The organism is Endothiovibrio diazotrophicus (assembly GCF_054657215.1).
The window spans coordinates 1-12,562 of the sequence record NZ_BAAHXB010000037.1 but is presented as its reverse complement, the minus strand read 5'-3'; the positions used below and the strand labels follow the sequence as shown (position 1 = coordinate 12,562).

The following is a 12,562-nucleotide window of genomic DNA, read 5'->3' as shown; positions in this document are numbered from 1 at the left end:
TCCGCACCCACCACCAATCGAACCGATGCGTCCCACTCCGATCCGATCGCGGCCTAAGGGCCGCTCCTACGGGGAGTTGGGAGCGGGCGAACGACTGCACCCGATGACAGTGGCCGAGACTGGATCGTTCCCGTTGGCCGTTGCGAATCCCCGCTGGGTAGGGGATGAGGTGGCGAAGGTGGTGCCCACGCTGTCGCGGCTTCAATGAGGCCCCGGCAAAAAGCCGGGGAATAGGAGCTGCGATGATGGCTGTAGCCGAGATAGCCGGCGCCGCTTCAATGAGGCCCCGGCAAAAAGCCGGGGAATAGCCTCGTTGGTTCTTGATTCGCCGGAGATCACATCCCGCTTCAATGAGGCCCCGGCAAAAAGCCGGGGAATAGCGCGCACCAGGTCAGAGATGTGCCCCAAGACACTAGGCTTCAATGAGGCCCCGGCAAAAAGCCGGGGAATAGGGTGGTGTGCAGGGGCTCAACATGGGCAACGAGGCGCGGCTTCAATGAGGCCCCGGCAAAAAGCCGGGGAATAGGACCCGCACCGGTGAATGCGTGCATCTTGAAACTGTGGCTTCAATGAGGCCCCGGCAAAAAAGCCGGGGAATAGGGGACTAATTGCCCGCAGGCTGGGCATGGATGTCGAGCTTCAATGAGGCCCCGGCAAAAAGCCGGGGAATAGGCGGGGTAGATCGTCCCCACCCAGCGCTCGCCGATCCGCTTCAATGAGGCCCCGGCAAAAAGCCGGGGAATAGCGGAGCGGACATTGCGTCGACCCTGGCCGGTCTACGGGCTTCAATGAGGCCCCGGCAAAAAGCCGGGGAATAGAGGATCGGCCCCGACGCCGGATCGGCTTCACAGCCGCTTCAATGAGGCCCCGGCAAAAAGCCGGGGAATAGATCGGGCATGCCGTCGGCGACCCAGCGGGCGGCGTCGCTTCAATGAGGCCCCGGCAAAAAGCCGGGGAATAGCGCCAGGCCGGGCAGATCCCCGGCCTCGCCGAGCAGCTTCAATGAGGCCCCGGCAAAAAGCCGGGGAATAGTCTAACCCTCAGGGAGGGGCAAAACCTTTCCGGAATGCTTCAATGAGGCCCCGGCAAAAAGCCGGGGAATAGGGCGGAGAAGCGGTTGGCGATGCGGCAGCAGGAGCTGCTTCAATGAGGCCCCGGCAAAAAGCCGGGGAATAGTTGTCGATACCGGCCGCGTCGGCGACGTCGGACTCGACGCTTCAATGAGGCCCCGGCAAAAAGCCGGGGAATAGCAAATGGGTAATGCCGCCCAGGCGGTCGCCGGCATCAAGCTTCAATGAGGCCCCGGCAAAAAGCCGGGGAATAGGGTTCCTGCTGCGGATGATTGCGCCCCCTGTCTCCTTGCTTCAATGAGGCCCCGGCAAAAAGCCGGGGAATAGGGTATCACCTTCGGCTTCTCCGTGCGCCGCGGCAAACGGCTTCAATGAGGCCCCGGCAAAAAGCCGGGGAATAGTCTGCTCGACGCCGTGGTTAGGCGACAACGGAGGCACGCTTCAATGAGGCCCCGGCAAAAAGCCGGGGAATAGCCAACGGTAGGGCGGTGATCTACGGAGAGGTCGATGAGCTTCAATGAGGCCCCGGCAAAAAGCCGGGGAATAGGTGGTCGCCATCGGAGACGAGAGCGACGTTACGGAGGCTTCAATGAGGCCCCGGCAAAAAGCCGGGGAATAGGGGCGTGACCCCGGAGGAGCGTAGGGTGTTCCACATGGCTTCAATGAGGCCCCGGCAAAAAGCCGGGGAATAGAAAGCAAACAAACACCTCCCCCCCTGCGTTTACGAGCTTCAATGAGGCCCCGGCAAAAAGCCGGGGAATAGTTCTTGGCGACTCCGCCCTGTATTCCGGGGGTCGGGCTTCAATGAGGCCCCGGCAAAAAGCCGGGGAATAGCGGGGGCGGGCGCCACCGCACTACGCGGAAATCGCGCCGCTTCAATGAGGCCCCGGCAAAAAGCCGGGGAATAGCAGGTCGGTGGCGTCGCGAGCAGCAGCGAATCCGTCTGGCTTCAATGAGGCCCCGGCAAAAAGCCGGGGAATAGGGCACGGCGGAAGTGCGGGCGTTCTTCGATGCCAGGCTTCAATGAGGCCCCGGCAAAAAGCCGGGGAATAGACGGCTCGCGAGCTGGAGCGCAGTGCGCAGGCGCTGCTTCAATGAGGCCCCGGCAAAAAGCCGGGGAATAGACCCTCAGTAGGAGCAGCCTTTAACACTTCGTCTCGGCTTCAATGAGGCCCCGGCAAAAAGCCGGGGAATAGGAACCGCCGCGTACCTCGCCACCCCATTCAGCGCAGGCTTCAATGAGGCCCCGGCAAAAAGCCGGGGAATAGCCGGCATATCAACCCGAGCAAGATCCTCTGGCGAGGCTTCAATGAGGCCCCGGCAAAAAGCCGGGGAATAGGCATATCACTATGCAAAAACACAACTTGGTGTGGAAGGCTTCAATGAGGCCCCGGCAAAAAGCCGGGGAATAGGATCAACAATCGGAGAAACAACCATGACCTTCGCCACCGCTTCAATGAGGCCCCGGCAAAAAGCCGGGGAATAGCACATCAGCAGCGACGGAATCCACGTCATCCGATCGCTTCAATGAGGCCCCGGCAAAAAGCCGGGGAATAGGGTGGGGTAATGGCCTCCCTGGTGCAGCAGGTCGAGCTTCAATGAGGCCCCGGCAAAAAGCCGGGGAATAGGGTGTCGAGCTTGGGTGCGGATTCGGTGGATCACGGCGGGCTTCAATGAGGCCCCGGCAAAAAGCCGGGGAATAGCCAATATCAATCAATGGTTTATCCGTCGTTTCATGGGCTTCAATGAGGCCCCGGCAAAAAGCCGGGGAATAGGGCCCTTTCCCGGCACCACCCGCCGCGCGGTGCGGAGGCGGGCTTCAATGAGGCCCCGGCAAAAAGCCGGGGAATAGGCGGTGGCCGCGCAGCTGCGGGATGCCGTTTCCCGGGCTTCAATGAGGCCCCGGCAAAAAGCCGGGGAATAGGGACCCGTTTGAAACCCTTGCAGCGCAAGGGTTTCAGGCCCATTTTGCGAGCGGTCCCTGTTCGCCGAAAAGTTATCCACAGAAAACACCCCTTCCAACCGTTTGGCGGCACCCGTTTTCATCTTATTTTTCAAAGAGCTGGCGTTTTGCGAGCGGTCCCCCCGGGATTCGGTCATCACCGGACCGCTCGCAAACGGGCGGCGAGCGGGTCGCCGTCCACCGGAGATGGTCAATCGCTGACCATCTCCCTCGCGCCACACCGCGACGTTGCACGGTGTCGACCCCGGACCGTTTCGACGGACGGGGCCGGCCATTCCATGGTGGCTGAACCGGGCAACGGTGGCAAGGGTGTTGGGAGTTCTGTGGGGGGGGGCGATAGCGAAAGGTGAAAGGGGCGTCGGCGCCATGAGGGTTGACTGGCCGGTCGGTGAGCACCTGATGATTGAGCGGCGTTGAACGAAGGTCCTTTGACCTTTGACCTTCCCCCACGCCCCACCGCCTCCGTCCCCGATTTGCCTTCCACCCACGGAACCGGGACAATAGTTAGCTGGCTAACTAATAGCTGGGAACCAAACGCCGCGATGCTATCGACCATCGACCAATTGGGCCCGCTCATCGGTGAGCTCAGCCACCTGTGGCGCGCCCGGCTCGACGAGCGGCTGCGACCGCTGGGGTTGAGCCAGTCGCGCTGGCGGGTGCTGGTGTTCCTCGCGCGGCGCGGCGACGGGGTGGTGCAGAAGACCCTGGCGCAGTGGTTGGGGATCGAGGGGCCGTCGCTGGCCCGGCTGCTCGACCGGATGGCCGCCGACGGCTGGGTCGAGCGGCGCGAGTCGCCCACCGACCGGCGGGCGAAGACGGTCCACCTGACCGCACGGGCCCACGCCACCATCGAGGAGATCCGCGCCATCGCCGCCGCGCTGCGCGACGAGCTGCTCGCCACCATCCCGCACGACGAACTGGTGGTTTGCGTGCAGGTGCTGGACACCATCAAACGGCGGGCCGAGGGGCCGGAGCGCCCCGCGGAGAACCCCGCGGAGAACCCCCTGGAGAAGCGTCATGCGTAGAAAGATCGCTCTGTTGGCGGCCGTCGTGGGCGTCGGTGTGGCGGCGATCTGGGGCTACCAGGCCTACGGCGCCCGCTACCCGAGCACCGACGACGCCTACATCGGCGCCGACGTGGTGCGGGTGGCGGCGCGGGTGGCCGGCCGGGTGGAGGCGGTGCAGGTGGTGGACCAGCAGCGGGTCCGGCGCGGTGAGCTGCTCTTCGCGATCAGCCCCGATACCTTCCGCTTCGCCGTGCGCGAGGCCGAGGCGCAGCTCGCCCTGGCTCGCCGCGAGGTGGCCCAGGCGCAGGCGGCGGTGGTCTCGGCCGGGGCCGAGGTGCACCACCGCGAGGTGCTGCGGGAGAACGCGCGGGCGAAGGCGGAGCGCGCCCGCCACCTGGTCAAGCAGGACTACCTGTCGCACCAGGGGGTGGAGGACGCGGAGGCGGAGTTCAACAGTGTCGAGGCCAACCTGGAGGTGGCGCGGGCCGGCCTCGACGAGGCGCGCCGTCGCCTCGGCGCCGCCGGCGACGACAACGACCGGGTGGTGGCGGCCAAAGCGGCGCTGGACCGCGCCCGCTGGCAGCTCGACAACACCCGGGTGAGCGCCGCCTGCGACGGTCAGGTCTCCCAGGTGAAACTGCGCCCGGGGGACGTGGTGGGGGCCGACGACAACGTCTTCGTGCTGATCTGCGCGGAGCGCCACTGGGTGGAGGCCAACTTCAAGGAGACCCAGCTGGCGCGGATCGCGCCGGGCCAGCCGGTGGACGTGGTGGTGGACATGTATCCCGGCCACCACTTCGCGGGCCGGGTGGAGAGCGTCAGCGGCGCCGCCGGGGCGGTCTTCTCGCTGCTGCCGCCGCAGAACGCCAGCGGCAACTGGGTCAAGGTGACCCAGCGGGTGCCGGTGCGCATCCGCCTGGAGGCCCCCGATCCGGCCTTCCCGCTGCGCGTCGGGACCAGCACCGAGGTGACCGTCGACACCACGGTGAAGAAGGCCTTCGTCGCCGGGCGTGAAACGCCGCCGCGCACATGAGCCGGGAGGTCAACCGCCTGCTGGTGACCGTCGCGGTGATGTCGGCGACGGTGATGCAGGCCCTCGACACCACCATCGTCAACGTCGCCCTGCCGCACATCCAGGGCGAGATGGGCGCCACCCCGGATCAGGTGAGCTGGGTGCTGACCAGCTATCTGGTCGCCTCCGGGGTGTTCATGCCGCTCACCGGCTACTTCACCGACCGCTTCGGGCAGCGCCGCTTCCTGATCGTCAGCATCGGCGGCTTCGTCCTCTCCTCGCTGCTCTGCGGCATCGCCGGCGGGCTCGGCGAGGTGGTGCTGTTCCGCCTCTTCCAGGGGATCGCCGGTGCCGCCCTGGTGCCGCTCTCCCAGTCGATCATGGTCGCCACCTACCCCGCCGGGGAGCGCGGGCGGGCGATGGCGATCTGGGGCATGGGGGTGATGGTCGGGCCGATCCTCGGCCCGACCCTCGGCGGCTGGCTCACCGAGGCGTTGTCGTGGCGCTGGACCTTCTTCATCAACCTGCCGGTGGGCATCCTGTCGATCCTGCTGACGCTGGCCTACGTGCCGGAGGGCGAGCGGCGCGAACGGGCGATGGACTGGATGGGGCTCGGCCTGCTGACGCTGGGCATCGGCGCGCTGCAGTGGCTGCTCGACCGCGGCAACCAGGACGACTGGTTCACCGCCCCGTCGATCCAGTTCGCCGCCTACCTGGCGGCGGTCGGCTTCGTCGGCTACTTCCTGCACGCGCGCGGCTACCGCGGCCACACCCTGTTCCACCCGGCGATCTTCGCCGACCGCAACTTCGCCACCGCCAGCCTGCTGATGGCCTTCCTCGGCCTCGGCCTGTTCGGCTCGATGCTGCTCCAGCCGCTGATGCTGGAGGGGCTGATGGGCTATCCCACCCTCACCACCGGGCTGATGCTGGCACCCCGCGGACTCGCCTCGATGTTCTCCATGATGCTGGTCGGCCGGCTGATCGGGCGGGTCGATCCGCGGGCGTTGATCGTCAGCGGCATCATGATCTTCACCCTCGGCGGGTGGATGACCACCCGCTACAGCCTGGTGATGGGCTACGCCTGGATCATCGTGCCGATGGCGCTGCAGGGGATGGGGCTGGGGATGGTCTTCGTGCCGCTGTCGACGCTCGCCTTCTCCACCCTGCCGAAGCGCTTCGCCGCCGAGGCAGCCGGTGTCTACAGCCTGCTGCGCACCATCGGCTCGGGCATCGGCATCTCCCTGGTGGCCACCGTGCTGACCCGCCACACCGCGGTCGCCTGGCATAACGTCGGCGGTCACATCGACCCGTTCAACCCGGCGGTGGCCGACTACCTCCACGGCCTCGGCCTGTCGGCGGGCTCGCCGCGGGGTGCCGGGGTGCTCGCCGCCGAGCTGGGGCGGCAGGCGCAGATGATCGCCTTCCTCGACGCCTACACCTTCGTCGCGGTGGCCTTCGCGGCGATGATCCCGCTGGTTTTCGTCATGCGGCACCAGCGCCCGGCATAGGGCGCCCCGCGGGCGCCGTGCCGAACGAAACGGCCGGGGCTGGAATTTCCCCCCGGCGGGTCCGAGTGGTTGGATACACCGTGGCGGCGTACCGCGTGGCGGAGTCGCCGCGCACAGCGCCCGCGGGGCGCCCTATAAGGGGGGCGCTTGATATCCTATCGATCTCCTCCCCCCATGAGCCACTGGAAACGCCGGGATGCGCAACGAGGATGTGATGACGATCCGGCCGGTGCGACCGCTTGGACAGCGGTCGCCGCCGGGGTGGCTGGCGCTGATCCCGGCGCTGCCCATGATCTTCATCGGTGTGGGGGCGCTATCCGCCGGGATGTGGTCGTTCTCCCTGTTCTTTCTCCCCGGTGGAGTGGGGTTCCTCCTGCTGTTTCTGCTCGGGCTGTTTCGTTCGCGTGAGGCGGGGGTCATCCACATCGATCGGTGCGAGCGGCAGCTGTCGCTGGTCGAGGCAACGGGCGCCGAGGTGACGGTGACGATCGACGCGCCGCGGCACGTGTTGGTCGAGGAGATATCCGTGTTCCGCTTCGGCTGTTATTGGCGGGCGATCCTGGTGACCGACGGGGCGATGGTCGATCTCGGCCTGCGCGCCCGTTTCCGCCGGAAGATGGTCCGCCTGGCGACGCCGGCCGCACGCTTCCTCCGCGTGCCGATCTACTGCCTTCGGCACACCGCGGAGCCCCCGGCCAGCGGTTATCGGGTCATCGACGACGTCGCCTGTCGCTTCGATCCCTATGAAGGGGCGCCGCCCCCCGATGTGGCGCGGCAGTGGGGCTCCCGCCTGGACTACCCGGCCTATCGCGAGGTGACGAGACCCGCGGAGGGGCCGCCGCGCAGGCACTGGTGGGCGATGTCCTTGCGGGAGCTGGCGGCGCAGGCCCGGGCCAACCGCTGGACGATCGTCGGCCGGTCGTTTCTCCTCGTCCTGTGCGTCGCCGGGCTGATGACGCCCGCCTTCTACAATATGAACCTCGTTATCCCGCCCGTCGGCCGCTCGGAGGTCTCCACCGGGCCGCTGCATTTCACCAGCACCGGACCGTTCAGTTACGCCTTGAGCATCGTGGAGGCGGGTGGCTCCGTCCGCCTGGACTGCGGGCCGATGAGCGGGAGAATTGATTCCTGCGTTGCGAAGAAGCGGTGGCGTGAGCTGAACGGGAAATCCGCCCGTGTCGAGTGGTACCGCCGGCACGCAGGTCCCGGAATTTGGCGGAACCGGGTCCTCAGCGTGTCGGTGGACGGGGCGGTGGTAGTGACCCGCGAAAGGACAACCCGATGGCTGGAGCGGCAGCGGGATGAGGGCGAGGTCCTGTTCTACACCTCGGTGGTCCTGGTGTTGCTCCTGCTCGGGTACGATCTCGTGCCGTGGCGGCGGTGGCGGGATTGAGCGCCGAGGCACTTCGGCCGACGGGGGAGGAGAGGTTGGGTACGCCGCGACGCGGGGGATGGTTGGCAGATCCTTCAAACACGGCGCCCGCGGGGCGCCCTATAGGGCGCCCCGCGGGCGCCGTGTCAGGTGGAACGGCGCAAGTTCGAATTCCCTCAGCGTCCCCGAGCGACCGGATGCCTCGTGGCGAAAGAGGTGCGCCGCTCACCGCTCGCGGATGCTCTCCTGGCGATAGCGTAGCAGCGGCGCGAGGAAGAACTCGATCAGCCGCCGCCGGCCGGTCTTCACCTCCACGGTGACGGTCATTCCGGGGCTCAGGTTGACCCGCTTGCCCTCGACGTCCATCACCGTGCGGGCCAGCGCCACCCGCGCGGCGTAGACCAGCCCGCGCTGCTCGTCGGCCACCGCGTCGTCGGAGAGCTTGACCAGCTCGGCGTCGAGCATGCCGTACTTGGTGAAGGGGAAGGCGTCCACCTTCACCTCGGCGCGCTGCCCCTCGCGGACGAAGCCGATGTCCCGGTTCGCCACCCACGCCTCCACTTCCAGCGCGGCGTCGCGGGGGACGATGCGCATCAGCTCCTGGGCCGGGGTGACCACCCCGCCGACGGTATGCACCGCCAGCTGCTGCACCACCCCGTCCACCGGCGCCACCAGGGTCTGCTGGCCGGCGCGCAGCCGCGCCTTGGCGTACTCCTCGCGCAACCCCGCCACCTTGCGCTCCGCCTCCGCCCGCCGCGACAGCAGGTCGCTGCGGAACTGGGCGCGGTAGCCGTCGAGGCGATGGCCGCTCTCGGCGATCGCCGCCCGCGACTCCTTCAAGCGGCTGCGCAATACCACCAGCTCCTGGCGGCGGTCGATGCGCTGCTCCTCCAGCTCCAGGTACTGCTGCTCGGCGGCCATCCGCTTGCCGGCCAGCGCCTTCAGCGCGGTGGCCCGTTTGGTGATCAGCGGCAGGGTCGCCTCGATCCGCGCCACGTCGGCCTCCATCGCCGCGATCTCCGCCTCGCCTTTCTCCCGCGCGCTCTCCAGTTCTCCCACCTTGGCGCGGAACTCCTCCAGCCGCCGTTGGAGCAGGGCGTTCTGCACCGCGATGCGCGCCTCGTCCTGCACGCCGGGGACGGCCTCGATCTGCGGGGTGCTGCCGCGCTCGATCCCCTCCAGCATCGCGCGCAGCCGCGCCGCCTCCAGACGGGCGGCGGCCAGCTCCTGCTCCAACCGCTTGCGGTCGGCCTCGCTGGCGGTGGCGTCCAGCTCGATCAGGGTGTCACCGGCGCGCACCGCCTGCCCCTCCTCCACCCGGATCGCGCCGATGGTGCCGATCTCCAGCGGCTGGATCACCTTCACCCGCTCGCCGGGGATGATCTTGCCGCCGGCCACCGCGATGATGTCCACCTTGCCGAAGGTGGCCCAGGCCAGCGCGCAGAGGAAGAACAGGATCACCGTCCACAGGATCGCCCGGCCGGCGGGGGCCGGCGGGGTCTGCTGGATCTCCAGGGCGGCGGGCAGGAAATCGGTCTCTCCGCGCGGGCGGCCGTCGGCCGGGCCGAGCCGCTCGCGATTCCGCCACACCTCGGCGAACACCCGCAGGTGGTGGCGCAGCCCGGCCAGCGCGCTCACGCCGCCGCCTCCCGCCCCGACTGGTGGTGGAACAGCCGGGCGTAGTAGCCGCCGCGGGCGAGCAGTTGCTCGTGGCTCCCGTCCTCGGCGATGCGCCCCTGCTCCACCACCACGATGCGCTGGGCGCTGCGCAGCGCGGAGAGGCGGTGGGCGATGATCAGCACCGTGCGCCCGTTGCAGATGCGCGCCATGTTCTCCTGGATCACCCGCTCCGACTCGTAGTCCAGCGCGCTGGTCGCCTCGTCGAAGATCAGCACCTTGGGATCGGTGAGCAGCGCGCGGGCGATGGCCAGGCGCTGGCGCTGGCCGCCGGAGAGGTTGCAGCCGTGCTCGCCGACCCGCGAATCGTAGCCGTGGGGCAGCTCCAGGATGAATTCGTGGGCGCCGGCCAGTTGCGCGGCGCGCACCACTCGCTCGATCGGCGCGCCGGGATCGGTCAGAGAGATGTTCTCCGCCACCGTGGCGTCGAACAGGAAGCTCTCCTGCAGCACCACCCCCACTTGGCGGCGCAGCCACGCCGGGTCGGCCATCGCCAAATCGACCCCATCCACCAGCACACGCCCCGCCTCCGGCACGTAGAGCCGCTGCACCAGCTTGGCCAGTGTGCTCTTGCCCGAGCCGCTGCGGCCGACGATGCCCAGCACCTGGCCGCGGGGGATGGCGAGCGACACTTGGCTGAGCACCGCCGGGCGGTCGGGCGCGTAGCGAAAGGTGACCCGTTCGAAGGACAGTTTGCCGGCGATCGGCGGCAGCGCGGCGCGGCGCCGGTTGGCCGCCGGCTCCGGCTGGGAGTTGAGGATGTCGCCCAGGCGCTGCACCGAGATCCCCGCCTGCTGGAACTCCTGCCACAGCTGCACCAGGCGCAGGATCGGCCCGCTGACCCGGCCGGCGAGCATGTTGAAGGCGACCAGCTGGCCCACCGTCAGATCGCCGTCCATCACCGCGTGGGCGCCGACCCACAGCAGCAGCACGGTGGTCGCCTTGTTGATGAAGCCCGCCGACTGGCCGGCGACGTTGCCCAGGTTGGCGGCGCGGAACGAGGCGCGCACGTAGCCCGCCAACTGATCCTCCCAGCGCCGCTGCATCTGCGGCTCCACCGCCATCGCCTTGACCGTCTCCATGCCGCTGACCGACTCCACCAGGAACGCCTGGTTCTCTGCGCCGCGGTTGAACTTCTCGTGCAGCCGCCCGCGCAGCACCGGGGTGACCAGGATCGAGAGCACGATGTAGAAGGGGATGCTGCCGAGCACCACCGCGGTGAGCAGCGGGCTGTAGTAGTACATCACCGCGAGGAAGACCACGGTGAAGAAGAGATCGATCACCACCGTCACCGAGGAGCCGGTGAGGAAGTTGCGGATGTTCTCCAGCTCACGCACCCGCGCCACCGAATCGCCCACCCGGCGCGATTCGAACCACGCCAGCGGCAGGCTCATCAGGTGGTGGAACAGCCGCGCGCCCAGCTCCACATCGACCCGGTTGGTGGTGTGGGCGAAGACGTAGGCGCGCAGCCCGCCGAGCACCACCTCGAACAGCGAGACGGCGAGCATCCCGAGGGCGAGCACGTCCAGCGTGGTGAGCCCGTGGTGGACCAGCACCTTGTCGATCACCACCTGGAAGAAGAGCGGCGAGATCAGCGCGAAGAGCTGGAGGAAGAAGGAGGCCACCAGCACCTCGCCGAACAGCCGGCGGTACTTGACGATGGCGGGGATGAACCAGGTGAAGTCGAAGCGGCGATCGGCGGCGGCGGCGCCGTCGCGGCGGGTCATCGGTAGCAGTTCGCCGCTCCAGCGCGCCTCCAACGCCTCCCGCGCGAGCTTCTCCGGTCGGCCGAGGCGCGGGTCGTGGATCAGCGCCTGATCGCCGTCGAGGGCGGCGAGGATGAAGAACGCCCCGTCGCGCCCGCGGGCGATGGCCGGAAGCGGCAGCTTGGCGAGTGCCGCCCAGTCGCGCGACTCGCTGCGCGCCTTCAGCCCGAGGCGGCCGGCGAGCCGCAGCAGATCCTGCGTATCCGCCGCCTCGCCGCGCCGGCCCAACTGGTGGGCGAGCTGGGCCGGGTCCACGGCCATTCCCTGTACCCGGCAGATCATCGCCAGGCAGATCAGCCCCGTGTCGAGGGCGGTCGCCCCCGGCGTCTCTTCATCCCTGATTTGATCGGACAAACGGTCCTCCCACGATCACTGGGGCGTAGTGTTCTGACATGAACAATCCGCCACGACATTTTTTCGGCTATGTCTGAATTACGTGTTGCGATCGATTGATAGCACCGCGGTTCACTGTAGGAGCGGCCCCTAGGCCGCGATCACGACGGAGTGAGGCGCCTCGATTTGGCAAGTGGCAGGAACGGACATGGCGCCATCGCGGCTCCTAGAGGGGCCGCTCCTACATTCAAGGAATGTCGCAACAGCCAACTTCAGACATAGCCTTTTTTACATTCTGCCTATCGATGTGAATGTTGTATGTAGGAAAAGCAAGAGAGATTGTGGGAAATAGCTTACAGCGTTGGGACGGATTGATGTGGGCGCCAGGAAGTTGCGGGTGTGCAACTAAGAATATTCCTTGGTTAAGAAAGGGGTTTTCCCGATACCTGCTGTGCAGGGCCTACTCGTGATTTGACCGGCGGATCGGTAAGTTGACATGGGCTAATCAGCGCCAGTGAGATGATTGAATAGTCCCGTTGGGTTTTGGAATGGTGAATATGTAAGAAAACGGATTATAGGGCGTGTGGAAAATGGGTGTCTTGTAACGAATTTCATCACGATGGGCAGGAGGAAAAATCCAATGCATTTCAGAAATCTCCTATATTCAGGGAATGCAATGGTGTGTAAGCATGAAAAGGTCGTTACGTGTCGCTTGGCGGAGCGCTCGGGTGGCTGGCGGGTAGGGGGTAAGAATGGGGGTAGGATCGCTTGATCGAAAACAGCGACGAGTATCCCTGGCTTTGCTGGTTTTTTCATCCCTGAGTTCGTCAGCCGCATTATTAGACGAATGGGAT

General features: G+C 66.9%; 6 protein-coding genes and 1 CRISPR repeat array. Of the genes, 4 read left to right on the top strand and 2 right to left on the bottom strand.

Annotated features, from left to right (window positions below; translation table 11 throughout):
* Window positions 1–198 precede the first annotated feature (198 nt).
* Window positions 199–2,994: direct repeats of the CRISPR family, unit length 36 nt; unit sequence GCTTCAATGAGGCCCCGGCAAAAAGCCGGGGAATAG.
* A 581-nt stretch (window positions 2,995–3,575) separates the two neighbouring features.
* The 4 genes from ACYQ2W_RS11140 (at window position 3,576) to ACYQ2W_RS11125 (ending at window position 7,953) form a co-directional block, all read left to right on the top strand.
* On the top strand, window positions 3,576–4,058 hold the full coding sequence (locus tag ACYQ2W_RS11140; RefSeq protein ID WP_459866512.1) for a MarR family winged helix-turn-helix transcriptional regulator: 483 nt from the start codon (window positions 3,576–3,578) through the stop codon (window positions 4,056–4,058).
* The gene (locus tag ACYQ2W_RS11135; protein ID WP_459866509.1) at window positions 4,051–5,073 is read left to right on the top strand and encodes an efflux RND transporter periplasmic adaptor subunit; all 1,023 of its coding nucleotides are present in this window, start codon (window positions 4,051–4,053) and stop codon (window positions 5,071–5,073) included. The genes ACYQ2W_RS11140 and ACYQ2W_RS11135 overlap by 8 nt, the downstream gene beginning before the upstream one ends.
* Window positions 5,070–6,560 (top strand): DHA2 family efflux MFS transporter permease subunit, encoded by a 1,491-nt coding sequence (locus tag ACYQ2W_RS11130; RefSeq protein WP_459866506.1) that lies wholly within the window; start codon window positions 5,070–5,072, stop codon window positions 6,558–6,560. The genes ACYQ2W_RS11135 and ACYQ2W_RS11130 overlap by 4 nt, the downstream gene beginning before the upstream one ends.
* 196 nt (window positions 6,561–6,756) lie before the next feature.
* Window positions 6,757–7,953: a hypothetical protein gene (locus tag ACYQ2W_RS11125; RefSeq protein ID WP_459866503.1), complete on the top strand. Its 1,197-nt coding sequence runs from the start codon at window positions 6,757–6,759 to the stop codon at window positions 7,951–7,953.
* 204 nt (window positions 7,954–8,157) lie between these two features.
* Here ACYQ2W_RS11125 and ACYQ2W_RS11120 read toward each other — a convergent pair whose 3' ends face one another.
* Complete coding sequence (locus ACYQ2W_RS11120) at window positions 8,158–9,570, bottom strand: HlyD family type I secretion periplasmic adaptor subunit (protein WP_459866500.1); 1,413 nt, start codon at window positions 9,568–9,570, stop codon at window positions 8,158–8,160.
* Window positions 9,567–11,729 carry a type I secretion system permease/ATPase gene (locus tag ACYQ2W_RS11115; protein ID WP_459866497.1) on the bottom strand — a complete coding sequence of 721 codons (2,163 nt, stop codon included), beginning with the start codon at window positions 11,727–11,729 and terminating at the stop codon, window positions 9,567–9,569. The genes ACYQ2W_RS11120 and ACYQ2W_RS11115 overlap by 4 nt, the downstream gene beginning before the upstream one ends.
* Window positions 11,730–12,562: the final 833 nt, after the last annotated feature.